The organism is Streptomyces abyssalis (genome assembly GCF_001751365.1).
Classification (GTDB): domain Bacteria; phylum Actinomycetota; class Actinomycetes; order Streptomycetales; family Streptomycetaceae; genus Streptomyces; species Streptomyces abyssalis.
Map to the genome: position 1 here is coordinate 477,696 of NZ_LJGT01000040.1, position 26,745 is coordinate 504,440.

General features: G+C 70.7%; 19 protein-coding genes. 15 read left to right on the forward strand and 4 right to left on the reverse strand.

Features of this window, described 5'->3' with window-relative positions; genetic code table 11:
• The coding region (locus AN215_RS16985; protein WP_107374389.1) for an IS30 family transposase at positions 1-1,108 on the forward strand (1,108 nt) is incomplete at its 5' end.
• A 143-nt stretch (positions 1,109-1,251) separates the two neighbouring features.
• Here the strand turns inward: AN215_RS16985 and AN215_RS16990 are convergent.
• Positions 1,252-1,989, reverse strand: a complete 738-nt coding sequence (locus tag AN215_RS16990) for an IclR family transcriptional regulator (protein ID WP_070014015.1) — start codon at positions 1,987-1,989, stop codon at positions 1,252-1,254.
• 212 nt (positions 1,990-2,201) lie between these two features.
• Between AN215_RS16990 and thrC the strand changes: the two genes are divergently transcribed.
• The 8 genes from thrC (at position 2,202) to AN215_RS17030 (ending at position 15,975) form a co-directional block, all read left to right on the forward strand.
• A complete protein-coding gene (gene thrC, locus AN215_RS16995; RefSeq protein WP_070014016.1) occupies positions 2,202-3,383 on the forward strand; it encodes a threonine synthase in 1,182 nt (393 codons plus the stop codon).
• Positions 3,384-3,454: 71 nt separating this feature from the next.
• Positions 3,455-4,990: an N-acyl-D-amino-acid deacylase family protein gene (locus AN215_RS17000; RefSeq protein ID WP_139140753.1), complete on the forward strand. Its 1,536-nt coding sequence runs from the start codon at positions 3,455-3,457 to the stop codon at positions 4,988-4,990.
• An 18-nt stretch (positions 4,991-5,008) separates the two neighbouring features.
• Positions 5,009-6,559, forward strand: a complete 1,551-nt coding sequence (locus AN215_RS17005; protein WP_070014018.1) for a sodium:solute symporter family protein — start codon at positions 5,009-5,011, stop codon at positions 6,557-6,559.
• Positions 6,560-6,846: 287 nt separating this feature from the next.
• Entirely contained in the window at positions 6,847-9,720 is a 2,874-nt protein-coding gene (gene leuS / locus AN215_RS17010) for a leucine--tRNA ligase (RefSeq protein ID WP_070014019.1), read from the forward strand.
• Positions 9,721-9,853: 133 nt separating this feature from the next.
• Positions 9,854-10,609, forward strand: coding sequence for an FUSC family protein (locus AN215_RS17015; RefSeq protein WP_070014020.1), 756 nt, complete (start codon positions 9,854-9,856; stop codon positions 10,607-10,609).
• 20 nt (positions 10,610-10,629) lie between these two features.
• On the forward strand, positions 10,630-11,487 hold the full coding sequence (locus AN215_RS17020) for a DegV family protein (protein WP_070014021.1): 858 nt from the start codon (positions 10,630-10,632) through the stop codon (positions 11,485-11,487).
• A gap of 742 nt (positions 11,488-12,229) precedes the next feature.
• A complete protein-coding gene (locus AN215_RS17025) occupies positions 12,230-13,096 on the forward strand; it encodes a ComEA family DNA-binding protein (protein WP_431306307.1) in 867 nt (288 codons plus the stop codon).
• A gap of 143 nt (positions 13,097-13,239) precedes the next feature.
• Positions 13,240-15,975: a ComEC/Rec2 family competence protein gene (locus AN215_RS17030; protein ID WP_431306311.1), complete on the forward strand. Its 2,736-nt coding sequence runs from the start codon at positions 13,240-13,242 to the stop codon at positions 15,973-15,975.
• Positions 15,976-16,067: 92 nt separating this feature from the next.
• Here the strand turns inward: AN215_RS17030 and AN215_RS17035 are convergent, their stop codons facing one another.
• The gene (locus AN215_RS17035) at positions 16,068-16,316 is read right to left on the reverse strand and encodes a hypothetical protein (RefSeq protein WP_070014023.1); all 249 of its coding nucleotides are present in this window, start codon (positions 16,314-16,316) and stop codon (positions 16,068-16,070) included.
• Positions 16,317-16,371: 55 nt separating this feature from the next.
• Here AN215_RS17035 and holA point away from each other — a divergent pair, with 55 nt between their 5' ends.
• The 3 genes from holA to AN215_RS17050 all read left to right on the forward strand — a co-directional run bounded on the left by holA (position 16,372) and on the right by AN215_RS17050 (position 19,741).
• Positions 16,372-17,361 carry a DNA polymerase III subunit delta gene (gene holA / locus AN215_RS17040; RefSeq protein WP_070014024.1) on the forward strand — a complete coding sequence of 330 codons (990 nt, stop codon included), beginning with the start codon at positions 16,372-16,374 and terminating at the stop codon, positions 17,359-17,361.
• A 239-nt stretch (positions 17,362-17,600) separates the two neighbouring features.
• Entirely contained in the window at positions 17,601-18,953 is a 1,353-nt protein-coding gene (locus tag AN215_RS17045; RefSeq protein ID WP_070014025.1) for a histidine kinase, read from the forward strand.
• A gap of 32 nt (positions 18,954-18,985) precedes the next feature.
• Positions 18,986-19,741 (forward strand): response regulator transcription factor, encoded by a 756-nt coding sequence (locus AN215_RS17050; protein ID WP_216093881.1) that lies wholly within the window; start codon positions 18,986-18,988, stop codon positions 19,739-19,741.
• Between the two features lie 222 nt (positions 19,742-19,963).
• On the opposite strand, the gene rpsT is transcribed toward AN215_RS17050, so the two are convergent.
• On the reverse strand, positions 19,964-20,230 hold the full coding sequence (gene rpsT, locus AN215_RS17055) for a 30S ribosomal protein S20 (protein WP_070014026.1): 267 nt from the start codon (positions 20,228-20,230) through the stop codon (positions 19,964-19,966).
• A 261-nt stretch (positions 20,231-20,491) separates the two neighbouring features.
• Between rpsT and lepA the strand changes: the two genes are divergently transcribed.
• Both lepA and AN215_RS17065 read left to right on the forward strand, forming a co-directional pair.
• Complete coding sequence (gene lepA, locus AN215_RS17060; RefSeq protein WP_070014027.1) at positions 20,492-22,381, forward strand: translation elongation factor 4; 1,890 nt, start codon at positions 20,492-20,494, stop codon at positions 22,379-22,381.
• 258 nt (positions 22,382-22,639) lie between these two features.
• Entirely contained in the window at positions 22,640-24,559 is a 1,920-nt protein-coding gene (locus AN215_RS17065; protein WP_070014028.1) for an AMP-dependent synthetase/ligase, read from the forward strand.
• Positions 24,560-24,761: 202 nt separating this feature from the next.
• Here AN215_RS17065 and AN215_RS17070 read toward each other — a convergent pair whose 3' ends face one another.
• On the reverse strand, positions 24,762-25,880 hold the full coding sequence (locus AN215_RS17070) for a serine hydrolase domain-containing protein (RefSeq protein ID WP_070014029.1): 1,119 nt from the start codon (positions 25,878-25,880) through the stop codon (positions 24,762-24,764).
• 172 nt (positions 25,881-26,052) lie between these two features.
• On the opposite strand from AN215_RS17070, the gene AN215_RS17075 reads away from it, so the two are divergent.
• Positions 26,053-26,715, forward strand: a complete 663-nt coding sequence (locus AN215_RS17075; RefSeq protein WP_070014030.1) for a TetR/AcrR family transcriptional regulator — start codon at positions 26,053-26,055, stop codon at positions 26,713-26,715.
• Positions 26,716-26,745: the final 30 nt, after the last annotated feature.

Consider the following 26,745-nt stretch of genomic DNA (forward strand, 5'->3'; position numbering starts at 1 on the left):
CAACTTGCGGACCGGCAAGAGATGGCGCAACGGCTGGCATGCGCCGCCTACAGGGAAGCCGAAGCCTCCGATCCATGTCGAGGCTTCGGCTTCCGGCTCCTCGCGCTACCTCCAGGAGAAGGACCGCATCCACATAGCCGACCGGTTGAGGGAGAACGCCTCGATCCGGCAGATTGCCACCGAGCTGGACCGCAGCCCGTCCACGATCAGTCGAGAAGTACGCCGTAACGGCATGCCGTTACGCGGGGACGCGTCTTGCTGGGTCTACCGCCCGCATGCCGCCCATCGCCGAGCCGAACAGCGGCGCCCGCGTCCCAAGCCCGGCAAGATCGGGCAGAACTCGCAGCTGCGTGACTTCATCCAGGACCACCTCACGCTGCGATGGAGCCCGGAACAGATCTGCCACGCTCTGCGTGCACGCTTTCCCGACCGGCCGGAGATGCACGTGACGCACGAGACCATCTACCAGGCCCTCTACGTCCAGGGCCGCGGAGAACTCCGCCGCGAGCTGACCCGAGCCCTGCGAACCGGTCGCGCACGGCGCCGGCCCCACCGACAGTCCTACAAGCGCCAGCCCCGCAGCATCCCGAACATGGTGATGATCAGCGATCGTCCCGCTGAGGCCGCCGACCGGGCCGTTCCCGGCCACTGGGAGGGCGACCTCATCATCGGCAAGGATCACAAGTCCTCGATCGGCACCCTCGTGGAGCGAGCCACCCGCTACGTCCTGCTCGTCCACCTGCCGGCCGGTCACAGCGCGGGCAACACCCGAGACGCGCTGGCCGAGACCGTGAAGGACCTGCCGCCGCACCTGCGGAAGTCTCTGACCTGGGACCAGGGCTCGGAGATGGCCGCCCACCAGGCATTCACCATCGCCACCGACATCCCCGTCTACTTCTGTAACCCCGGCAGCCCCTGGCAGCGCGGCTCGAACGAGAACACCAACGGCCTGCTGCGACAGTACTTCCCGAAAGGAACAGACCTGTCCGTCCACACCCGAGACCACCTGGACGCCGTCGCAGCCGAACTCAACAGCCGCCCACGCAAAACGCTCGGCTGGGAAACCCCAGCCGAGCGCCTCGCTAAGCTCCTGGCAACAGCCAGTTGATCACTTGTGTTGCAACGACCCCTCGAATTCGCCCCTTGGCGGGGGCTTCGCCCCCTGCGGCCCCTGGGTGGTGCGGCGTCGTGGGTTGGGTCCAGCGTCATGCCTGGCCGGGGCTGCGGGTTCCGGGAAGCGGGTTGCAGGTCTCAGTACCCGAGGGCGCGCTCGATGTCCGTCACGGCCGCGAGCACTTGCGGTATGAAGGCCCGCAATTCGTCCTCGTTCACAACCACGTTGGGTACGGCCAGATCGATCGCGTACTGCACGCGCCCGTCCGGTTGCTTGATCGGCACGGCGACGGCTGAGATTACGGCCTCGTGTTCACCGAGGTTGAGCGCGTAGCCCTGCTGCCGGACGGTTTCCAGCTCGCGCAGGTAGTCCTCCGCGTTGGTGATCGTCCGGTCGGTGCTCACCGCGTAGTCGAGGCTCGCGGCGAGCGCGGATCGTTCCGTCTCCGGCAGGGACGCGGCGACCGCCTTGCCCATGGCCGTGCAGTGCAGTGGTGCGGGCATGCCGATCTGTGAATACATCTGAACCGGTGCGCGTCCGGCGTACTTGTCCACGTAGAGGACCGTCGGGTTCTCGAAGTAACCGAGGTGCACCGTCTGCCCGGTCTGCGTGTTGAGTCCGCGCAGGATCGGGGCTGCCACCTCGCGGACGTCCATCGACGCCACGACGTGGTACGCGACCTGCAGCAGCTGGCTGCCGACGTGATACCTGCCCGACTCGTCGCGTCTGGCGAATCCTTCCTCGACGAGAACCTGCAGCAGTCGCACGGCAGTCGAGAGGCTGACGCCGTGGGACTCCGCCACCCGACTCGCGGTGGCCGGTTCGCCGGACAGTGCGGCAAGGACCCTGAGTCCGCGCCGGAGGCTCCCACTCATGCACCCATCCTCTCGCTGCGTGCCGACGGCCACGTACGTCGGCTCCCTTGACGGCGCAAAGAAAGCCCCGCTAGCTTTTCGTCATTATACGCAAGCTACTTGCAATATATGCAAGTGCGCGTGATTGCGAGCCGGCGTGGAGGAATGAGTTGGCACAGCCCGCATCGTTCGAAGCCACCGGTGGGTGCACCATGTGCGGCCGCAGTCAGGGCATGAGGTTCCCGGACTACTGCGGCCACTGCGGTGGGGCGGTCGTACTCCCTCCCACCGCGCATCCGCTGCCGGACACCACGAGCCTGCCGGGGATGTGGCGCTACGCGGGCCGGTTGCCGATCACAGCGGACACCTCGTGGCTGAGCATGGGCGAGGGCGGCAGCCCGGTCGTGCCGGCAGCCGACGCGGCAGCCTGGTGCGGCGTCGAGCACCTGGTCTTCAAACTCGATCACCTCAATCCCTCGGGCTCCTTCAAGGACAGGGCGACCGCGGTGGGGATGGCGCAGGCGGTGCGGCAGCGAGCGAGCGCCGTCGTGTGCGCATCGAGTGGCAACGCGGCGGGCTCGACAGCCGCGTACGCCGCTCGCGCGGGCCTGCCGGCGGTGGTGTTGATGCCGGAGGCGGTGCCTCCGGGGAAGGCCGCTGTCGCACGCGCGCACGGTGCGACGGTGCTGCGGGTGCGCGGGGACTACAGCAACGCCTTCCGCGCGGCGCGGGAACTGGCCGGGCGCTTCGGGTGGATCAACCTCACCACGACCTTCGTCAATCCGGTCGCCGTCGCCGGGTTGAAGAGTGCCGGATATGAGCTGGCGAGCCAACTGGCCGGTGCGCCCGACTGGATCGTGGTGCCGGTCGGTGCGGGCCCCCTCGTGCACGGCATCGTGACCGCCTACCGGGAGCTGCGCGACTCGGGCGAGGTCGTGGCGCTGCCGCGGATCCTCGGGGTCCAGGCCGAAGGCTGCGCGCCGGTCGCGGAAGCCTTCGCCCGCGAGGCGGCCGAAGTCACCCCTTGGCAGAACGTGCGGACCCGGATCTCGGCGATATCCGATCCGTTGCGCGGCTATCCGTCCGACGGCACATACACCTTGCGGCTGGTGCGCGAAACGGACGGCGCGATGGCGACTGTGAGCGATGCCGATGCGGGCGAGGCCGTGAACCAACTCGCGCACCGGGAAGGGCTGCTGATCGAGTCCGGTGCCGCCGCCGGACTGGTGGCGGTCCGTGCCCTGCGGGGGCAGGGCACGATCCGCCCGGATCAGACCGTCGTGTGCATGCTCACCGGGAACGGAGTCAAGACGTTGTCCACCGAGGCCGAGTCCAGCCCGGTGGTCACCGACGCCGACGAGGCGGCCGGCCGGCTCCGGGCGGACACCGCGCTGGCGGAAGGGATGACGGCGTGAGTCCGGCCCGGGTACTGCTGCACGGCGGCGAGGTCGTCGACGGGACAGGTGCCGGACGCCGCAGGGCCGACGTGCTGGTGGAGGGCGACCGGATCAGTGCCGTGACCGGCATACCGTCCGGCATCGACGCCCACGTCATGGATGTTTCGGGATCGGTCGTCTTTCCGGGATTCATCGACGCGCACGCACACGACGACCTCGCGTTGCTGCGGCCGGGCGGCGTCGAGTCGAAGGTCATGCAGGGCGTGACCGTCGACGTGATCGGCAACTGCGGGCACGGCTGCGCACCGGTCGCCACCGACCCACGGCTGCAAGCGTCATATTCCGGCCCGGTTCTCGGCCGTTTCCCGGAAGCTGTCTCCTGGCAGAGCTTCCCGGAGTATCTGGACCGTCTGAGCACGACCGGGCTGCGGACGAACGCCGTGGCGCTGGTGCCGCACGGGGCACTGCGCGCCTCGATCACCGGCTACGCCCGCAGGCCGCTGGACGCCCGCGAACTCGCCCGCGCCACGCGTGATCTGGATCAGGCGCTGGAACGGGGCGCGGCCGGCCTTTCGCTGGGCCTGATGTACGCACCCGGCGATGTGGCCGACCGTGCCGAACTGGTGGCGCTGGCGCGCGTCGTCGCGGCCCGCGGCCGGGTTCTCGCGGCACACATCCGCAGCGAAGGCGACGACGTCATCGACTCGCTGCGGGAACTGCTCGACATCGCCCGACGCAGCGACGTCAGGGTTCAGTTGAGTCATCTCAAGGTGGTCTCGCCGCGCAACCGCGGGCGCATGCCGGAAGTCCTGGCCGTGCTCGACGCCGCGCGGTCCGAGGGGATCGACATCACGGCGGACGTCTATCCGTACGCGGCAGGCAGTACGACCGCCGCGGCGCTGTTCCCGAACTGGGCCCTCGCGGACGGTGTTCCAGGCCTCCTCGCCTTGCTGGACACCCCGTCGGAGCGCGCGAGGATCGTCGCGAGCATGCACCGGCCGTGGCAGCGGCAGGAGAACAGCTTCCATGCGCTGGGCGCGCAGGGCATCCTCCTGGCCGGCTTCCGGCAGCCCGGCAACGAAGCCTATGAGGGTGCCCGGTTGTCCGATGTGGCGGACGAGCGCGGCGTCGACGCCGCGGAATGCCTCTGCCGGCTGATGACCGAGGAGCAGGGCGAACTCACCGTCGTCATGTTCCAGATGGACGAGGACGATGTCACGACCGCACTTTCCTGGCCGTGGTCCCTTATCGGGTCGGACGGCCTGCCCGTTCAGTCGCCGTACACCCACCCGCGAATGTACGGGACCTTTGCCCGGATACTTTCCGAATACGTCCGCAAGCGCGGGTTGCTGACTCTCGAGGAAGCGATCCGGAGAATGACGGCATTGCCCGCCGAGCGCTTCCGGATTCCTGGGAGAGGTGTCGTCCGAGAGGGCGCCGCCGCCGATCTGGTCGTCGCCAGTCCTGAACAGATCGAGGATCACGCGACATTTGCGGCTCCGCGCCGGTTCCCGGAGCACGTTCGCGCCGTATTGGTCAACGGTGCGTTCGCGACGCTGGACGGGGTCGCCACCGAAAGCTCTGCGGGTGCTTTTCTGCCGGTCCGGAGAAGCTCCACCGCCTGAGGAACAGAAGGTTCGCCCATGAACAAGATCGCTGAATCCAGCTCCGTGTACCTGTTCGCCTTCATCGGCTCCGTGGTGCTCATGCTCTGCCTTGGCATCTGGGTCGCCCGGCGCAACCGCACCGGGGAGGATTTCCTGCTCGCCGGACGGCGACTGAGCATACCGTTCGTCACCGGAAGCGCACTGGCCACGCTGGTCGGCACGGGATCCAGTCTCGGTGCGGTCAGCCTGTCGTACACCAACGGCTGGGCAGGCGCGCTGTACGGGCTGGGCGGCGCGGCGGGCATCTTCCTGCTCCTCTGGCTGTTCGCCGACGTTCGTGAGCACGGGTTCATGACCTTCCCGGAGGAGATGAGCTACTACTACGGGGCGAACCGGATAATCAAAGGCGCGGTCGCCGTGGTCCTGTTCCTCGCCACGGTCGGCTGGCTCGGCGCGCACATTCTCGGTGGGGCGCTGTATCTTTCCTTCCTCACCGGCATGAACATGGCGCTCGCCAAGGTCGTGGTCGCGGTCGGTTTCGGCCTGTACACGGTGATCGGCGGCTACTGGGCGGTCGTGGTCACCGACATGGTCCAGGGCACGATCCTGTTCCTGGGATTCTCCGCGATCGCCGTTCTGGCACTGGTCAAAGCCGGGGGTTTCGACTCCATGAACGAAAAGGCCCCCGCCGAGGCGACATCCTTCCTCGGTGTCGAGACTCTCGGCACGATCCCGGCGATCTCGATGGCCGTGGTGATCGCGGTCGGAGTTCTCGCCACCCCCTCGCACAGGCAGCGAATCTACTCGGCGGACAGCACGCGAACAGCGCGCCGCAGTTTCGCCATCGTCGGAGTGCTGTTCGCGGCATTCGCGATTACTCCGCCCATCGTCGGGCTTTCCGCGCAGGCCCTGAGCCCGGGAATGGACAACCCCGACCTGGCGTTCCCCACTCTCGCCACCGAGGTCTTCCCGGTATGGGTCGGTGCGCTGCTGCTCGTCTCCGGGCTTTCGGCGACCATGTCGTCGGGGGACTCCGAAGCGATCACCGGCGTGACGATCTTCCTGCGCGACGTCAGCAAGATGGTCACCGGGAAGATGCCGCAAGCCCACAACATGGTGTTCTACTCACGGATCGCTCTGGTCGCGGTGCTGGTGTTCGCGCTGGGGGGCGCCCTGCTGGCCGAGACGATCATCGAATACATCACGACGATGATCGCGACGGTGCTCACCGGACTGCTGATCGCCGCACTGCTAGGCAAGTTCTGGAACCGGGCCACGTGGCAGGGCGGCCTCGGCGCGATCATCGGCGGCGCGGCCGCCGCGACCACCGTCAATCTCAGCGAATCCCTCACCGAGTACTGGGGCAACCCGGTCATCCCGTCGCTTGTCGTGGCACTCGTCGTCGGCGTACTGGTCAGCCTGGTGACCCCGCGCCGGAAGATCAGCGCCGCGGAAGCGCTCCGGCTGCTTGCGGCCGAGCGGTCGGAGATCGATGTGGGCACGCAGCTGCGCGCCAGTGACGGAACTCCGTCCTGCCACACCGCACCCGAACCCGGCCACACCGCACCCGGACAAGGCCGGCGTTGACCCTTCGTGAGAGCCCTCGTCACCGTGCTGACGAGGGCTCTTCGCTGTTCGGAGCAGGCTCTGCGCTGCAGGGGCGTCACAGGGGGAAACCCGTGAGAGACCGCGTCAGCCTTGCGGTACCCTGACCGCATGCGTGCCGTACGCCTTCTGCTTAGCGGGCCGCGCTGATCAGTCCCGGTCCCCGACCGACGAGCTCGGGAGGACCGGAATCGGCGCGGCGTCCCCTCCTGTGCGAGGGGCTTTTTCATTTGCGCTCGGCAGAGACGACCGATGGAGCTTTGAGGACGATGACCGAGACGACGACTGCCGCGGAGAGCGCGGCTCCCCATCGCTACACGGCGGCACTGGCCGCCGACATCGAGGCGCGCTGGCAGGACTTCTGGGAGAAGCAGGGCACGTACGAGGCCCCGAACCCCGGCGACGGTGACTTGGCCGGGGACCCCGCGGTGGTGGCCAGGCCCAAGAAGTTCATCATGGACATGTTTCCGTACCCGTCGGGTGCGGGGCTGCACGTGGGGCACCCGCTGGGATACATCGCCACCGACGCCTTCGCCCGCTTCCAGCGGATGACCGGGCACAACGTCCTGCACACCCTGGGTTTCGACGCCTTCGGGCTGCCCGCCGAGCAGTACGCGGTGCAGACCGGCACGCATCCGCGCGCCTCGACGGAGGCCAACATCGTCCAGATGAAGGCGCAGTTGCGCCGTCTGGGCCTGGGGCACGACCAGCGCAGGGGCGTCGCCACGATCGACCCGGACTATTACCGCTGGACCCAGTGGATCTTCCTGCAGATCTTCAACTCCTGGTACGACACCGAGGCCGACAGGGCACGCCCGATCGACGAGCTGGTCGAGCAGTTCGCGTCGGGCAGGCGTGAGACCCCGGACGGATTCGGTCGCTGGGACGAACTGAGCGACGTGCAGCGGGCCGAAGTCCTGGGCGAGTACCGGCTGGCCTACGCCTCCGACGCTCCCGTCAACTGGTGCCCCGGGCTGGGCACCGTACTGGCGAACGAGGAGGTCACGGCGGAGGGCCGGTCCGAGCGCGGCAACTACCCCGTCTTCAAGGCGGAACTGCGCCAGTGGAACATGCGCATCACCGCCTACGCGGACCGGCTGCTGTCCGACCTGGACGGCCTGGACTGGCCCGAGGCCATCAAGCTGCAGCAGCGCAACTGGATCGGGCGGAGCGAGGGCGCCCGTATCGAATTCCCCGTAGGCGACGACAAGATCGAGGTCTTCACCACCCGCCAGGACACCCTGTTCGGCGCGACCTACATGGTGCTGGCGCCCGAACACCCGCTGGTCGACGACGTCGTGCCGGCGGTGTGGCCCGAAGGCACCCACGACGTGTGGACGGGCGGCCACGCGGACCCGGCTTCGGCCGTCGCCGACTACCGCGCGCAGGCCGCCGCCAAGTCGGACGTCGAACGGCAGGCGGAAGCCAAGGACAAGACCGGTGTGTTCACAGGCGCCTACGCCGTGAACCCGGTCACCGGCGAGCAGACCCCGGTCTTCATCGCCGACTACGTGCTGATGGGTTACGGCACCGGCGCCATCATGGCCGTCCCGGCGCACGACCACCGCGACTTCGCCTTCGCGCGCGCCTTCGAGCTGCCGATGCGGTGCGTGGTGGAGCCGTCCGACGGCCGTGGCACGGACACCCGCTCGTGGGACGAGGCGTTCGTCTCGTACGACGCCCGGATCGTCAACTCGGCGGCGGACGGCGTCAGTCTGGACGGCCTGGGCGTGACCGAGGCCAAGGCACGGCTGACCGAATGGCTGGAGCGCGAGGGCATCGGCGCCGGCACGGTCAACTACCGCCTGCGTGACTGGCTGTTCAGCCGCCAGCGCTACTGGGGTGAGCCCTTCCCGATCCTGTACGACGAGGAAGGCGTCGCGCACTCGCTGCCCGAGTCGATGCTGCCGCTGCAACTGCCGGAGGTCGACGACTACTCGCCGCGCACCTTCGACCCGGACGACGCGGAGACCGTTCCGGAGACGCCGCTGTCGCGCGACCAGGAGTGGGTGAACGTCACCCTGGACCTGGGCGACGGCAAGGGCCCGCGGCGCTTCCGCCGGGAGACCAACACCATGCCCAACTGGGCGGGTTCGTGCTGGTACCAGCTGCGCTATCTGGACCCGCACAACAGCGAGAAGCTGGTCGCCCCCGAGGTCGAGCGCTACTGGATGGGCCCCCGCGAGGGCATGCCGCACGGCGGCGTCGACCTGTACGTCGGCGGCGCCGAACACGCCGTGCTGCACCTGCTGTACGCGCGTTTCTGGACGAAGGTGCTGTACGACCTGGGGCACGTCTCCGCGGTCGAGCCGTACCACAAGCTGTACAACCAGGGCATGATCCAGGCGTTCGTCCACAGGGACAGCCGCGGCATCGCCGTACCGGCCGCCGAGGTCGAAGAGGTGGACGGCGAGTACTTCCACGACGGCGAGCGGGTCAGCCGGCTGCTGGGGAAGATGGGCAAGTCCCTGAAGAACGCGGTCACTCCGGACGAGATCTGCGCCGAGTACGGCGCGGACACGCTGCGTCTGTACGAGATGGCGATGGGCCCGCTGGACGTCTCGCGTCCCTGGGACACGCGTGCGGTCGTCGGCCAGTACAGGCTGTTGCAGCGCCTGTGGCGCAACGTGGTCGACGAGGCCACCGGCGAAGTCACAGTCGTGGACACGGAGCCGGACGAGGTGACGCTGCGTGCGCTGCACAAGGCCGTCGACGGAGTCACGCAGGACCTGGCGGCGCTGCGATTCAACACCGCCGTCGCGAAGATCACAGAGCTGAACAACCACGTCACCAAGTTGCGTGAGGTGCCGCGTTCGGTGGCCGAGGGGATGCTGCGGCTGATCGCGCCGCTGGCGCCGCACGTGGCCGAGGAACTGTGGCGGAAGCTGGGCCACGAAGAGACCATCGTGTACGCGGACTTCCCCGTCGCCGACCCCGCCTACCTGGTCGACGAGACCGTGACCTGTGTGGTGCAGGTGAAGGGCAAGGTCAAGGCCCGGCTGGAGGTCTCCCCGTCGATCTCGGAGGCCGAGCTGGAGGCGCAGGCGCTGGCCGAGCCGGCGATCGTCGGCGCGCTGGGCGGTGCGGGCATCCGGAAGGTGATCGTGCGGGCGCCGAAGCTGGTGAACGTCGTACCGGGCTGAGTTCCGTCCGGGACCGCCCGTCCCCTACGGGGCGGGTGAGGGGAGGGTCGGGGCTCCGTGGAACGCCTCGCCCGCCAGGTCCGTTTAGGGTGGAGAGGGACGGGCCGTAGCGGACGGATGAGGGAGCTTGCTCGTGGAATTCGTCATCGGCGTGCTGGCACTGCTCTTCGTGCTCTTCGTGGCGTTCGGCGTCATCGCGGCGGTGCGGGTGACACGGGCGGTGCAGCGCGGCGTCGAGCGCACGGGCTCTCAGGTCCGCCGCACGGTCGAGGAGACGACGCTGAAGGCCAGGGGCGCCCAGCCCGGCCCGGTCGGCGAGCTGGCACGGCAGCGGCTGGAGCTGCGCACGTCCATCGACGGCACGCGCCGCGCCCTGGAGTCGGACATCAGCCGGGACCCCTCGCTGCAGGAAGCGCTGGGCCTGCTCGACCGTCTGCACGAGCACGCGCGGCAGCTCGACGGCGAGATGCGGCTGCTGATGGACCGGGAGCCGGACAAGGCTCGTACGGCCGAACTCATGCCGGAGGTGCGTGAGCGCGTCGCACGGATCAAGGATTCCGCGGACTCGCTGCGTTTCGCGGCGCAGGACAGGGCCAGCCGGTACGACGCGGAGGGGCTGGACGCACTGCGCCGGCAGATCGAGGTCGAGTCGGGCGCGCTGCGGCACTGGCACCCCGACGGGCAGGCCCTGGGCCATGAGGACGAGGGGGCGCCGGAGCCCGGCCTCGGACGGGACCGCGGCGGGGACCGGGAGCAGATCGAGGGGCCGGACGGGCGCGAGCCGGAGCGCGGCCGTGACGGGGATCAGGACCGCGCCCGTGGCCTGGGCCTGGGGCGCGGCGACGTCCCGCCGGGCTTCGAGAAGGGGCGTCCGCAGAGCGCCTCCTGAGACGGCGGTAGCCTCCCTCCATGTCCCGCACCACCGCCCGCCAGGTCGCGATCGTCACCGATTCCACGGCCTACCTTCCGCCGTCGGCACTGGCACAGCACCGGATCGACGTAGTGCCGCTGACCGTGGTGCTCGGAGACAGGGCGCTGGAGGAGGGCACGGAGATCTCGGCGCGTTCGCTCGCCGAGGCGCTGCGTGAGCGGCGCCCTGTGACCACCTCACGGCCGAGCCCTGCCGTGTTCGCGGAGCGTTACCACGAGATGGCGGCTGAGGGTGCCAAGGGCATCGTCTCGCTGCACCTGTCGAGCGAGATCTCCGGGACGTACGACGCGGCGGTGCTGGCCGCCCGTGACGCTCCGGTGCCGGTGCGCGTCGTGGACAGCGGCGTGGTGGCCATGGCGCTGGGCTTCTGTGCCCTGGAGGCGGCCCGTACGGCCGAGGGCGGCGGCTCGCTGGAGGAAGCCGTGGCCGCGGCGGAGAAGCGGGCCGAGGGGACCTCCGCGTACTTCTACGTCGACACGCTCGACTACCTGCGCCGTGGCGGCCGGATCGGTGCGGCGCAGAAGCTCCTCGGGTCGGCACTGGCCGTCAAGCCGCTGCTGGAGCTGGCGGAAGGGCGGATCGTGATGCTGGAGAAGGTGCGTACCGCTTCGAAGGCCATCGCGCGGCTGGAGGAGATCGTGGTGGAGAGGGCGGGGGACGCCTACGTCGACATCGCGGTGCACCATCTTGCGGCACAGGAGCGTGCCGACCAGCTCGCCGGGCATCTGCGTGAACGGGTGCCGGGGCTGGGGGAGTTGCACGTGAGCGAGGTGGGCGCGGTCATCGGGGCGCACACCGGGCCGGGGCTGCTGGGGACGGTCGTTTCACTGAAGTGAGCGGGGGCGCCGCCGGAGGAGGGGGCGTTCCGCGGTCGGGGAGAGGGGCGCTTCCGCCGACGGTGAGACCCGGTGGCGAGACCCGGCGGCGAGACCGTGCGGGTCGGTCTCGTCGGTGGGCTGGTATCGCTGAGGTGGGTGACGGCGGTATCCACAACTTGAGCGTTGTCCACGGGAATTGAGCAAGATCACAGCGGGCGCCTGATCGTCCCTACCGTCGGTCGGCATGAGCACTCGATCCCGTCTTCTCTCCCGGCACAGGGCCGCTCGGCAGCACCATGTGGCGGCTGGTGGTGCGGGTGCGTATGCCGGTGCGAATGCCGGTCTCCGTTCGCGTCACCGTTCTCCGCACCGGTCCGCTCGGCCCTCCCGGCCCCGGGGCGTTCCGGCGGCGTCCGGGCGTCGCTCCCGCGCAGGGCACCGGCCGGACTCCGGGCATGAGTCGCCCGGAGCGGCAGGCCGCGAGGCGCCGCACCGGCCTGGTGAGTGCGCGGCGGCACTGCTCGGTGGAGGCCCCGCGATGTCCCGGTGCGGCAGCGGACCTGGTGCGCCGGAGGGGCCGGGCTCTCCGGCGGCCGTGCGTGCCGGGCGGTCCGATGCGGGGGTGCTGCCGCGGGCCGACGCGGTCGCCAGTGCGCGTGAAGCCGTACGGCGCGGCCGGGAGCGGCGCGCGGCGATGCGTGCGCCCGCCGCGCCGGCACGGGCTCGTGCGGCCCCGCCGGACGACGGGGCGGTTCGGGACATGCGGGACGTGCGGGCAAGCGGGGCCGGGCGGCACGACGAGCCCGGACGGGACGACGGGCCCGGGGGCGGCGCCGCCGCGCGGGGGCAAGGGGCCTCAGCCGGTACGGGCGCGCCGCTCGCCACGGGGGACCGGGCGCGGCTCGCATTGCGTGAACGGCTGCCGCTGTGGGTGCAGTTGCGCTGCGGGATCGAGCCCAGGACGTTGCTGGCGCTCGCTGTGGTGCTCGTCGTCGCCGTCGGCTTCGCCGTCCACCACTTCTGGACCGGCCGTCCCGAAGCCGTACGGGCACCCGCGGCGGAGGGCGCCCCCGCGGGCCCGGCGGACGTGCCGGGCGCTGACGGGCGTGCGCCCGGCACCGGGAGGGATTCCGGCCGGCTGTCCGGCAAGCGGCTGGTGGTGGACGTCGGCGGCAAGGTCCGCAAGCCCGGCGTCCACAGACTGCCGAGCGGCGCCAGAGTCGCCGACGCCCTCGAAGCGGCGGGCGGTGTCCGTCCCGGTACGGACCTCAGCGGGCTCAACCGGGCGCGGAGGCTCGTCGACGGTGAGCAGATCGTCGCGGGCGCCCCGGCCGCCCCGTCCACCGGAAGCGGGGCCGTACCAGGCGCGGGAGGCGGCGGAGCGGACGGGGGACGGGTCGGCGGGGCGGCGTCATCCGGCGGGCCGGCGCAGGGAGGGCTGGTGAGCCTCAGTTCGGCGACCGTGGCTCAGCTGGAGACGCTCCCCGGCGTCGGCCCGGTGCTCGCGCAGCACATCGTCGAGTACCGGGAGGAGCACGGCGGCTTCACCTCCGTCGACCAGCTTCAGGAGGTCAACGGCATCGGTGACCGGCGCTTCGCCGACATCAAGCCGAAGGTGAGCCCTTGAGCGGCGGGGGAGCCGCGCCCGTCGGCCGGGCGGCGACCGGCGCCAGGCGCGCGGCCGGTGCGCGGCGGGGGCCGCCGCGGCCGCCAGGGGTGGCCGTTCCCCGGCCGGAAGGCCCCGCCGACCTGCGGCTGGTGGCGCTCGCACTGTCCGCGTGGGCAGCGGCGGCGCTGGCGTCGGGAGTCTCCGGGCGGGTGGCGGCGACCGGTGCGGCGGCATGCGTGCTCGGTGCGGTCCTGTTGCTCGCCGGGGCGCGAGCCGGAGAGGTGCGAGCCGGAGGCGCGCGAGGCGGAGAGGCACGAGACGCGCGGCAGCGGGTCGGCGAAGCGCCGGACAGCACGCGGCAGCGGGTCCGCGAAGGGCCGGGAGCCGCATGGCCGCGGGGTGCGCGGCCGGGCGGTGCGTGGCAGGGCGGACGCCCGCCCGGCCGGCTCACCGCCGCCGCGGCGCTGCTCTGCGCGGCGGCCGCAGCAGGGGCAGCGGCACTGCACGCAGCCGACCTGCGCCGCGGGCCGCTGCCGCGTCTCGCCGAGCAACACGCCACGGCCACCGTGGACTTGACCGTCACCGGAGACCCGCACCGCATCCGCCCGAGCGTGAACGGCGCTCAGCAGAGGCCCGGAGCACTGCTGTTCCGGGCAGAGGCCACCCGCGTCACGGCACGTGCCTCGCCGGGTCCCACCGCCGGTGAGGCCGGAAGCGGGGATCGCGGCGGCGGGGGCCCGCGACACGTCGACCGCGCCGTGCGTACGCCGGTGCTCGTCATCGTCCAGCAGCGGGACGGACCGCCGCCGGGGCGGTGGCACCGGCTGCTGCCCTCGACCGGTCTCAGGGCCGAAGCACGGCTCGCGGCACCTCTGCGCACGGGGTACGGGCAGGACGTCGCGGCGGTGGTGCGCCTCCGGGCCGACGGGCCGCCACCCGTGGTCCGTGGTCCCACGTCCCTGCAGCGCGGCGCGGGCAGCCTCCGTGCGGGGCTGCGGGAGGCCACGGACGGCCTGGACGGGGACGCGCGCGGGCTGCTGCCCGGGCTGGTCGTCGGCGACACCTCGCGCCTGCGCCCGGACCTCGAAGAGGCCTTCCGCGCCACGGACATGACCCATCTGCTGGCCGTCAGCGGCGCGAACCTCACGATCATGCTGGCCGTGCTCATCGGGCCGCCGGGCACCGCGCATCTCGCCGAGCGGCGCGGGCTCGCCCCTCGTCTGGGCATCCCGCTGCGCGGCACGGCCGTCCTGGGCGCGCTGCTCACGCTCGCCTTCGTCGTCGTCTGCCGCCCCGAGCCCAGCGTCATACGGGCGGCTGCCTGCGGGCTGATCACACTGCTTGCCCTCGTCACCGGACGGCGGCGCTCCCTGCTGCCCGCGCTGGCGGCCGCCGTGCTGCTGCTGGTTCTCCACGACCCCGGGCTGGCGGTCGACTTCGGGTTCCTGCTGTCGGTGGTGGCCACCGGAGCGCTGCTCACTCTCGCGCCGCGCTGGAGCGCCGCCCTGCGCCGCAGGGGCATGAACGGGCGTCTCGCCGAGGCGCTCGCAGCGGCCGCCGCCGCGCAGGTCGTGTGTGCTCCGGTCGTGGTCGTACTGGCGTCGCACGTCAGCCTCGTCGCCGTGCCGTGCAACCTGCTCGCGGAGTTCGCGGTGGCACCGGCGACCGTGCTGGGCTTCGCGGCGCTGGCGGCGGCACCGTTCGCGATGCCGCTCGCCGAGGCCTTGGCGTGGCTGGCCGGCTGGCCCACCGAGGCAATCGCCGCCCTGGCACGGACCGGAGCCGCCCTGCCAGGAGGAGAGATCGCCTGGCCCGGAGGCTGGACGGGAGCTCTGCTGCTCGCGGTGCTCACCGCCGCCGCGCTGCTGCTGTGCAGGAATACACGGCTGCCCGCGCTGCTGGGGCGCCCCTGGCTGTGCGCGGCGTCCGTCTTGCTGCTGCTGCTCGTGGTGATCCGGCCGGTGCCGCTCGTACGGCCGTTCACGGGCTGGCCGCCGCCCGGGTGGCGGCTCGTGGTGTGCGACGTCGGGCAGGGGGACGCGCTGGTGCTCGCCACGGGCAGTGCGCGCAGCGCCGTGGTCGTCGACGCGGGCCCGGACCCGGCGGCCGTCGACCGGTGCCTGGAGACGCTCGGTGTCTCCTCCGTACCGCTGCTCGTCCTCACGCATTTCCACGCCGACCACGTCGCAGGACTGCCGGGCGTTCTGAAAGGCAGAAGAGTAGGGGCGATCCAGACCACGAGGCTCGAAGAGCCGCGCGGGCAGGCGGAGTTCGTCCGGCGTACGGCTCGCCGGGCCGGAGTCCGCGTCATCGGCTCGGCGGCGGGCGAGCGCAGACATGTGGGGGAGCTGTCGTGGCAGGTCCTGTGGCCGCAGCCGCCCCGCATCCCGCGGCCTCCCGGCAGCCCGGGCAGCGGGACGGGGCTGGAGGGTGCGGACAGCCTGGAGGGCGCGGAGGGTGCCAACGACGCCAGCATCACCCTGCTGTTCCGCACGGGCGGCATGTCCCTGCTGCTGCCCGGCGACCTCGAACCGAGCGCGCAGAGCGGTCTGTTGAGCGCCCATCCGGCGCTGCCGTCCGTCGACGTGCTGAAGGTCGCGCACCATGGATCCGCCTACCAGGACCCACGGCTGCTGGAGCGGCTGCGTCCGCGCATCGCCCTGATCAGCTGCGGTGCGGACAACCCCTACGGCCACCCCGCGCCGCGTACCGTCGGCGCGCTGCGTGCCTCAGGCGCCCTGGTGCGCCGTACCGACCGCAACGGCGCGCTGGCGGTGACGAGTTCACCGGACGGCGGCGATTCACGGAAGGACGGCGGTGCACCGGCCGTCGTCGCGGAGCGTGAGACGGCCGGGGAGCCGCCTGCGTCCCGTTCGCCTCCCGCACCCGGCGGCTGAGCGAAGGCCCGCGGTTGCGCGCAGCCGGTCCGAGGGCCGCGTCGCGGCCTGCGGGGCGCTGACTGCGGCTCGCGCCGCGCCGCCGCCCGGCCTCACTCCCACTCCAGCCAGCCGTCGTGTTCGGCCGCGAGTGCGTCCAGCTGCTCACGGTCGTAGCGAGTCCTCGGGTCCTCCAGGACCACCAGCCACTGGGCGTCCTCGGCGTCGTCCTCGCCGGCGAGAGCGTCCCGTACCAGCTGGGGCTCTTCGTGGGGTCCGTCGAAGCGCTGCGTCAGCTCCTCGGCGACCTCTTCGGCGGCGTCGCGGTCGGGCAGCACCAGGATGTGTCGTACGTCGGTCACACGTGCATTCTGCGCCAGGCAGGAGTGTCGGTGCGGCGTGGGATGCTGGTCCGCGATGGCTGGCACGCGCAAGAAGACGACGGACGATCCGCTGACCCCCGTGACACTCGCGGTGGGCCAGGAAGAGCTGCTGCTGGAACGGGCCGTGCGGGAGGTGGTCGCCGCCGCGCGCGCGGCCGACGCCGACACCGACGTGCGCGAGCTGGCCGCCGCCGACCTTCAGCCGGGCACGCTGGCGGAGCTGACCAGCCCGTCCCTCTTCGCCGAGCGCAAGGTCGTCGCCGTGCACGACTCCCAGGACCTCTCGGCGGAGTCCGTCAAGGACGTGAAGGCCTATCTCGGTGCCCCCGCCGAAGAGATCACGCTCGTACTGCTGCACGCGGGCGGCGCCAAGGGCAAGGGGCTGCTGGACGCCGCGCGCAAGGCCGGTGCGCGTGAGGTGGCCTGCGCCAAGCTGACCAAGCCGGCCGACCGGCTCGCCTTCGTACGGGGCGAGTTCAGAGGGCTCGGCCGTTCTGCCACACCGGAGGCCGCCCAGGCCCTCGTGGAGGCGGTCGGCAGCGATCTGCGTGAGCTGTCCTCCGCCTGCGGCCAGCTCGTCGCCGACATCGAGGGCACGATCGACGAGGCCGTCGTCGGGCGCTACTACACGGGGCGTGCCGAAGCCTCCGGGTTCACCGTCGCGGACCGCGCGGTTGAGGGCCGTGCGGCCGAAGCGCTGGAGACGCTGCGCTGGGCGATGTCGACAGGCGTCGCTCCGGTACTGATCACCAGCGCGCTGGCGCAGGGCGTGAGGGGAATCGGCAAGCTCGCCTCCGCGCCCCGGGGCATGCGGCCCGGGGATCTCGCCCGCGAACTCGGCATGCCCCCATGGAAGATCGACAGGGTACGGCAGCAGATGCGCGGCTGGTCGGCGGACGGCGTCTCCTCGGCGCTGCGTGCCGTCGCGGCGGCCGACGAGGCGGTCAAGGGCGGCGGCGACGACCCGGAGTACGCGCTGGAACAGGCGGTCATCGCCGTCGCGAAAGCGGCCCGCTCCCGCTGAAGTGCCCGCTCCCGCTGAAGTGCCCGCTCCCGCTGAAGTGCCCGCGCACGTACGCCTTCCCGCGCACGTACGCCTTCCCGCGCACGTACGCCTGCCGGCGCACCGGGGGCCGCGGCCCCGCCGCATCAGCCGGAAGGCCGATGCGCGCGCCCCGCACCTGGTCCGCGCCCGCCCCGCGCCCGCTCGTATCGGCCGAACAGCCGAGGTGCGGGGGGCGTGGCTCCCGTACCGTTCCGGGCATGGTCAGCGCCTTCTTCTCCCTCACGCGCCTCCGGCAGGTCCTCCTTGTCGTCGTCGGAGGTGTGCTGCTCGCGGTCCTGGCCTTCGAAGGACGGGACACCGGATTCCTGCCGACGGCCGTGGGCACCGTCGTGACCGGTGCGCTCTGTGTGGCGGCTCTGGCCGTACCGCGGGAGCTGCTGCCGCGCTGTGCCGCGTTCGCCGTCACGGCGTCGGCCGCGCTCTCGATCGTGTCCTTCAACCTCTCTCAACGCCCCGAGCACACACCGGGTCTGCTGGAGCTGTGTGCCCTGCTGGCCCTTGTCGCCCGCGCGGTCCGGCACTTGAGGCCGGTGAAGGCGGAGTTGCTGGTGACCGCGGCGGGACTGGCGGTGGCACTGATCCCGCTGCGGCTGTCGAAGCTCACCGCCGAGCATCTGAATCTGCTGGAGACCGCGCTCTTCTTCTGCGTGCTCGCGGCGATCCCGGCAGGACTGCACCTGCGGCTGCGCGACCGGCTGCGGGCGCGGGAGCGGGAGAGCATCCGCGAGGCCCAGCGGCTCGAATACGCACGCGACCTGCACGACTTCGTCGCCCATCACGTGACGGCCATCGTGGCGCGTACGAGGGCCGCACGTTTCGCCGCGGGACAAGGACGCGAGCAGGACCCCGAGGATCTCGACCGGATGCTGGCGGACATCGAGAACGCCGCCTCGCAGTCGCTGAGTTCGATGCGCGGCATGGTCTCCGTCCTGCGCACCTCCACGCCGCCGACCGCACCTCACGGGCAGGAGCAGGAGCTGGCGCAGGTGCTGAAGTCGGCTGTGGAGGAGTTCAGCGCGGCGGGGCCGCCGCCGGCCGCGGTCGATGTGGACCCGCGGGTGTCCGAACGGCGGCTGCCGCCGGGGCTCGTGGACGTCGTCCGCGGCGTCGTACGGGAGGCGCTGACCAACGCCCGCCGCTACGCGCCCGCCGCCTCCTGCGTCATCGTGGCCGCCTCTCCCCAGCCGGGCTCCCCGGAGCGCCTGGAGCTCTCCGTGACGGACGACGGCGGCGGCCCCTCCGTCGCTTGTCCCGGCGGCACATCCGACGGCGCGTCCTGCGAACTCATTCCCACCGGTGGCGGGTTCGGCCTGAAGGGGTTGGCCGAGAGGGTCGAGGCAGCCGGAGGCCGCTTCAGCGCAGGACCGCGGACGGAAGCGGTCCCCGACCCGGTCCCCGGCCCGGACGCGCACACGGACGCGGACATGGACCCCGGCAGCGGCACGGAGACGCACCCGGAGACGGGCCCCCGGCCGGACGCGGACGGCGACGGGGCCCCTGAGCCGGGCTGGACCGTCTCGGCCTGCCTCCCGCTGCCCCCGCCCAGGTGAACCCCGCTGCCCCGGGCGGTCCTTCTGACACCATGGGCGGAATGACGATCCGGCTGCTCATCGCCGACGACCAGGAGATGGTCCGGTCAGCCTTCCGCATGATCCTGAACTCGCAGCCGGACATGGAGGTCGTGGCCGAGGCCGCCGACGGCGTCGAAGCGGTCGAGCAGGCGCAGAAGCTGCGCCCGGACGTCTGTCTGCTGGACATCCGCATGCCCGGACTGGACGGTCTGGAAGCCACGCGACGGCTGGCCGGTCCGGAGGTTCCCGACCCCCTGAACGTCCTGATCGCGACGACCTTCGACCTCGACGAGTACGTCTACCGCGCTCTGCGCAACGGAGCCTGCGGGTTTCTCCTGAAGGACGGGTCGCCGGCGCTGCTGACCGAGGCCGTACGGGCCGCGGCATCGGGCGACGCCATGATCGCGCCGTCCGTCACGGTGCGGCTGCTCTCCCGCATGACGTCCGGCGGCGGTGGCGGCTCCGGGGCCGGCCCCGGCTCCGTGGACCAGCCGGGGCCCGGAGCGCGGCGCAGCAAGGCCGCTGCCCGGCACCACCGGGCGCAGGGCGGGCAGCGAGCGCCCGCGGAGGAGGTGCTCACGCCCCGTGAACTGGACGTGGTGCGTCTCGTGGCCCGCGGCCGTACGAATGAGGAGCTGGCTGACGAGCTCTACGTCACCCTCTCCACCGTCAAGACCCATCTGGCGAACGCGCAGCGGAAGCTGGCCGCCCGCAACAGGGTCGAGATCGCCGCATGGGCCTGGGAGAACAACCTCTGCTCGGACTGACCGGCCCGTACGCCCGCCGTGCCACCCGCACGCGGACACCGCGAAGGCCCCGCAGCCGCTGGGGAAGCGCTGCGGGGCCTTCGACGTTTCAGTGAGTGATCGCGAAGCGATCTCCCGCGCCGCACCCGCGTGGCGAACGCAGGCCGCGTGCGGCGCGTGAAGGAGCCGGTACGGAACGGAATGAGAGGGCCCGTGGGACCCGCACCGGCGGAAGCGGGCCGGTCAGCCCTTGAGGCTGGAGACGCGCTTGGCGAGGGCGGACTTCTTGTTCGCCGCGTTGTTCTTGTGCAGCACGCCCTTGCTGACGGCCTTGTCCAGCTTGCGGCCGGCGGCGCGCTCGGCCTCGCCTGCCTTCGCCTCGTCGCCGGCGGCGACGGCCTCGTGAGTGCGGCGGATCGCCGTCTTGATCTCCGACTTGACCGACTTGTTGCGCTGACGCGCCTTCTCGTTGGTCTTGATCCGCTTGATCTGGGACTTGATGTTCGCCACGAAAAAGAGCCTTTACGGGTTCGGTGATGGTGCCTTCACATACCAGCGTGAGCTTCTGCCGCGGGGCCGCCTTCGAGGCCTGTCCCGGCCGCGGAGCGCACGAGGCACAGTCGGTCAGGCTACCAGCAGGCTCCGCGGCCTCCCAATCCGGTCCGTACCGTGTGCGCATGGGACCATGGGGGCTGCGAAATCGTACGAGAGCTTCCCGAGGAGCCTCACGGAGGCCCTTCCGCCGACCCGACAGACCCGACAGGACACTGCGTGCCCGCGACCCCTTCGAACGTGCCTGCGCCGAGCCGCACCGGCCCGGCGCTGATCCGTAACTTCTGCATCATCGCGCACATCGACCACGGCAAGTCGACGCTCGCCGACCGGATGCTCCAGCTGACGGGCATCGTCGAGGACCGGCTGATGCGTGCCCAGTACCTCGACCGCATGGACATCGAGCGTGAGCGCGGCATCACGATCAAGTCCCAGGCGGTGCGCATGCCCTGGGCGCCTTCCGGCGCCAAGGACTCCCCGTACATCCTGAACATGATCGACACCCCGGGGCACGTCGACTTCACCTACGAGGTCTCCCGCTCGCTGGCCGCGTGCGAGGGGTGCATTCTGCTGGTCGACGCCGCGCAGGGGATCGAGGCGCAGACTCTCGCCAATCTCTATCTGGCGATGGAGCACGACCTCACGATCATCCCGGTGCTCAACAAGATCGATCTGCCCGCCGCCCAGCCGGAGAAGTTCGCCGCGGAGCTCGCCCACCTCATCGGCTGCGAGGTGGAGGACGTGCTGAAGGTCTCCGCGAAGACCGGTGAGGGCGTGGAGGAGCTGCTGGACGAGGTCGTCAAGCAGGTGCCGCAGCCCGTCGGCGTCGCGGACGCCCCCGCACGCGCGATGATCTTCGACTCGGTCTACGACGCGTACCGCGGAGTCGTCACCTACATCAAGGTCGTGGACGGGCAGCTCGGCCGGCGTGAGCGCATCAGGATGATGTCCACGGGCGCCACCCACGAACTGCTGGAGATCGGCACCAACTCGCCGGAGATGACGTCCGCCGACGGCCTCGGCGTCGGCGAGGTCGGCTATCTGATCACCGGTGTGAAGGACGTACGCCAGTCCAAGGTCGGCGACACGGTCACGAGCTTCACCAAGGGGGCCGAGGAGGCGCTGCCCGGCTACAAGGACCCGAAGCCGATGGTCTTCTCCGGTCTGTATCCGCTGGACGGCTCCGACTACCCCGAGCTGCGTGACGCCCTGGACAAGCTCCAGCTCAACGACGCGGCGCTGACGTACGAACCGGAGAACTCCGTCGCGCTCGGCTTCGGCTTCCGCGTGGGCTTCCTCGGGCTGCTGCACCTGGAGGTGATCCGGGCCCGTCTGGAGCGGGAGTTCGGCCTCGACCTCATCGCCACCGCGCCCAACGTCGTCTACCGCGTGGAGATGGAGGACGGCACCGAGCATGTCGTCACCAACCCGAGCGAGTTCCCCAGCGGCAAGATCGACTCGGTGCACGAGCCGGTCGTACGGGGGACGCTCATCGCGCCCAGCGAATTCGTCGGCGCGATCATGGAGTTGTGCCAGTCGCGGCGCGGCGCCCTGCAGGGCATGGACTACCTCTCCGAGGACCGCGTCGAGCTGCGTTACACCCTCCCGCTCGCCGAGATCGTCTTCGACTTCTTCGACGCACTGAAGTCCCGCACCCGCGGCTACGCCTCGCTCGACTACGAGCCCACGGGCGAGCAGAGCGCGGACCTGGTCAAAGTCGACATCCTGCTGCAGGGCGACCAGGTCGACGCGTTCTCGGCGATCGTCCACAAGGACAAGGCGTACTCCTACGGCTCCCGCATGGCGAACAAGCTGCGCGAGCTCATTCCCCGCCAGCAGTTCGAGGTGCCCATCCAGGCGGCCATCGGGGCCCGCATCATCGCTCGCGAGACGGTCCGCGCGATCCGCAAGGACGTGCTGGCGAAGTGCTACGGGGGTGACATCTCCCGGAAGCGGAAGCTGCTGGAGAAGCAGAAGGAAGGCAAGAAGCGGATGAAGGTCGTGGGCCGTGTCGAGGTGCCGCAGGAGGCATTCATCGCCGCGCTGTCGACCGACGGCTCAGGCACCGGCGCCGGTGGTGGTGGCGGAAGCGCCAAAGCAAAGAATTGAAAATAACAATAGGGCTACTTGAGCGGCCCGGAAAAGGCTCAGAAACAGGGTGAGACGGGCCGTTCGCGGCCCGTCTCTCTGTGTTTCCTGAGGAGCCTGTGACGATCGCGAGGTGATCGGGGTATTGCGGGCGGCAGCCCCCTTACGTTGGGGGGCGACGGCCTCTAGGCTGGCGGCTGCTTCTAGTTACTCGTGAGTCAACAAGCACTCACGCACGCAAATCACACCGAGTCAAGGTGCGGGCCAGCGGAGGATGTCGTGAGCGACACACAACCCCTGATCGAGAACCGGCCGCCCTCCGTGGCGACACTCTTCCTGGAAAGGGTCGAGGCCACCCCGGACGCTGAGGCCTATCGCTATCCGGTGCCCTCCGCCGCAGGCGAAGGACCCGACGAATGGCGCAGCTACACCTGGGCCCAGGCCGCACAGCGCGTATTCGGCATCGCCGCGGGGCTGATGTCCCTCGGTGTCGCCCCCGAGGAGCGCGTGGCCATCGCCTCCAACACCAGGGTCGACTGGATCCTCGCCGACCTCGGAATCCTCTGCGCCGGTGCCGCGACCACCACGGTCTACCCGAGCACGAACGTCGAAGAGACGGCCTACATCCTCGCGGACTCCGACAGCCGGGTACTGATCGCGGAGGACGCCGAGCAGCTGGCGAAGGTGCGGCAGCACCGCGCGGACCTGCCCGGACTCAAGCACGTCGTCCTCATCGACGCCGGTGACGTCTCCGAGAAGGGAGAGCTCACCGGCGCGGGTCCCGAGCACGGCGACCCCGAGGGCTGGGTGATCAGCCTCTCCGAGCTGACCAGGCGCGGCGCCGACCATCTGCTCGCCGACCCCGACTGCGTGAAGAACACGGTGGCGGCGCTGCGGTCCGACCAGCTCGCCACCCTCATCTACACCTCGGGCACCACCGGCAAGCCCAAGGGCGTACGGCTGCGGCACGACTGCTGGGCGTACATGGCGAAGGCCATCGCGCAGCAGGGCCTGGTGACCGACCAGGACGTGCAGTACCTGTGGCTGCCGCTCGCCCACGTCTTCGGCAAGGTGCTCACGGCGGGGCAGATCGAGGTCGGTCACGTCACCGCCGTCGACGGGCGCATCGACAAGATCATCGAGAATCTTCCGGTCGTGCAGCCGACGTACATGGCCGCCGTGCCACGGATCTTCGAGAAGGTCTACAACGGCGTCGCCTCCAAGGCGAAGGCGGGCGGCGCGGCCAAGTACAAGATCTTCCAGTGGGCGGCCGGGGTCGCCCGCGAGTACGCGAAGGTCACGCAGGAGAACTTCCGCCGTACCGGCAACGCCACCGCGCCCGCCGGTCTGAAGACCAAGCACGCCGTCGCGGACCGGCTCGTCTACGCGAAGCTCCGGGAGGCCTTCGGCGGGCGGCTGCGCGCCTGCGTCTCCGGCTCCGCCGCCCTCGCACCCGACATCGGCTTCTTCTTCTCCGGCGCCGGCATCCACATCCTGGAGGGCTACGGGCTCACCGAGTCCTCCGCGGCCAGCTTCGTCAACCCGGGCGAGGCCTACCGCACCGGCACCGTCGGCAAGCCGCTGCCCGGCACGGAGGTCCGTATCGCCGACGACGGCGAGATCCTGCTGCGCAGCCCCGGCATCATGGAGGGCTACCACGGGCTGCCGGACAAGACGGCCGAAGTCCTGCAGTCCGACGGCTGGTTCCACACCGGTGACATCGGCGAGCTGTCCGAGGACGGCTATCTGCGGATCACCGACCGGAAGAAGGACCTGATCAAGACCTCCGGCGGCAAGTACATCGCGCCGGCCGAGGTTGAGGGCCAGTTCAAGGCCCTGTGCCCGTACGTCTCCACCATCCTGGTGCACGGCGCCGACCGGAACTTCTGCACCGCTCTCATCGCGCTGGACGAGGTGACGCTCACCGCGTGGGCGGAGGAGCAGGAGTCGCTCAAGGGCAAGCCCTACGCCGAGGTCGTCACCAGCGACGAGGTGCGGCAGATGGTCGACGGCTACGTCGAGGAGCTGAACGGCACCCTCCAGCGCTGGCAGACCATCAAGAAGTTCCGCGTGCTGCCCCGCGACCTGGATGTCGAGCACGGTGAGCTGACCCCGAGCCTCAAGCTCAAGAGGCCCGTCGTGGAGCGGGAGTTCGGGCACCTGATCGACGAGATGTACGCCGGTACGCGGGAGGTCTGAGGGCCTCCGGCGTCATCCGGGGAGGTGCCGGTCCGAGCGGGTGGCCGGCAGATCCTCGCGGGCCCTCGACGCCCGGCACCGCGCCTGGTCCTCCCGCGCTGCGTCCGGGAGGAACCCCCAGCGTTGCCAGTTCGTCCGTGGACGCCTCTTGCTCCGGCGAGAGGCGTCCACGGACGGGGCCCGTCATCTTCCCCGGGGCCGGTCAGCCGTACATCGCCAGCCGGTACAGGGTCTCGAGCGCGTCGTCGATGGGATGGGACTGCGGCTTGCCGGAGGAGTCGAGCCTGTTCCACCTCTGCATGTTCACCGCGACCGCCATCTGCCGCTTGCCGTCGGCGCGGGTCATGGCCAGCGCTCCACCACCCCAGACCGTGCCGCCATGGCCCCAGAAAGTGCCCTGACCGGGAGCTTCCATCGGGTGCAAGCCGAGGCCGTAGTCGATCGTCTTTCCCTCTTGGGAGACGACCGGGACGGTGCGTTGCATCTGCGCCAGCGACGGCGGGCTGACGATCTCCCCGGCCAGCAGCACGCTGTAGAAGCGGTTGAGGTCCGCGACGGTTGATATCAGCGAGGCCGACGGCCCCACCCATGACATGTCGTAGACGCTGTAGTCCCGCGGGGGGTCGATCATGCCGAACCACGCTTCGTAGAGCTGCGAGTGCGGCCCGTTGACGTACGGTCCCGCGGGGAGTCCGGTGTCCCGGAGCCCGGCGCGCTCGATGACGTTCCTGGTGATGTACCGCTCGGCCGTAGTGCCGGTCACCTGTTCCAGGAGCCGGGCGAGGAGCAGGTAGTTGGTGTTCGAGTACACCCCCGGAGTGCCGCCCGGGGCGCCGACAGCGGGTGCAGTGACCCCCATCTCGATCAGTTCGGCGGGGTCGAACCGCGTGAGCCGATGGTCGTCCAGGCTCTGCGGTCCGGTGTCCGCGAGGGCGGGGAACGCCTTGAGGGAGGGGTAGGCGTACGGAAGGTATTCGGCGAGGCCGCTGGTGTGGTTGATCAGCATCCGGACCGTGATCGCGTCACCGCGTTCTCCGGGAACCAGCTTCGGAAGGTAGCGGCCGATCGGTGTGCCGAGACTGATCTGACCGCTCTCGACCTGCTGCAGGACCGCGGCGGCGGTGAAGGTCTTGGTGATGCTGCCGACGCGGTGCCGCATGTCAGCGGTGACGGGGCGGCCGGTGGCGATGTCGGCGACCCCGGCGGCGCCGCGCCAGACCCGGTCTTCGTCCCGCACCTCGGCGAACAGGCCCGGTATCCCCGCGCGGTGGACGTTTTCGATGGCGGCGTCCAGCGCCCCGGAATCCAGTGGGTTCTTCACGTCATGCGTCCTTTCGTGTTCCCCGGGGTGAGCTCCGCATCGGGCGCCTGACCCGGACAACGGGGCACGAATGGCGTGCCGGCCCGCCCGGCATGCTCGTGTCCTCATTATGCACGCGGTGCGTGCAACGCCAAGTGCATTAGGTAGGCTGAGACCCGGCGAGAGGGGCAAGATGGCAGGCCGAAGGCGTTGGTCGACCGAAGAGATCCTGGATGCGGCGGCAGAGCTGCTGCGCACGAGCGACGCGGATTCGTTCAGCGTGCGCAAGCTGGCCGCGGCTCTCGGGACCGATTCCTCCAGCCTCTACCGGCACTTCCGCAGCAAGACCGAACTGCTGCGCGCGGTCGTCGACCGGATTCTCCTGGCCGCGATGGACGGCTACGACCCCGAGGGCGACTGGAAGCAGCGCATCACGGCCCTGGCCCTGCGCGTGAGAGAGGCCTTCGGGAAGCAGCCCCAGCTCGCCGCGGTCTGGGGACGCTACGCATCGAGCGGCACCGGTTCCCGCATGGTCATGGAAGAGGCGCTGGAGGCGCTGCGCGCCTCGGGACTGCCCGACGAGGAGATCCCGGCGAGCTACCACCGGATCGCGGTCCTCCTTGCCGCGCTGATCGCCTCCGAGGCCGGGGCCAGCGCGGTCACCCCGGAAGAGCACGAACAGGGCATGGAGCTGTTCCGCGTGGCGGTTCTGGGCGCCGACCCCGAACGCTTCCCGGCTTTGGCCCACTTCGCCCGCGACGTCCCTCCCCTCGGGGCGGATCGCCGCGCCGCGTTCGAGGAGATCCTCGCCGCCCAACTCGCCCATGTCGAGGCCGCAGCCCGCCCGAACCAGTGATGTGCCCGGAAGAGTTCCTTCTCCCACGGA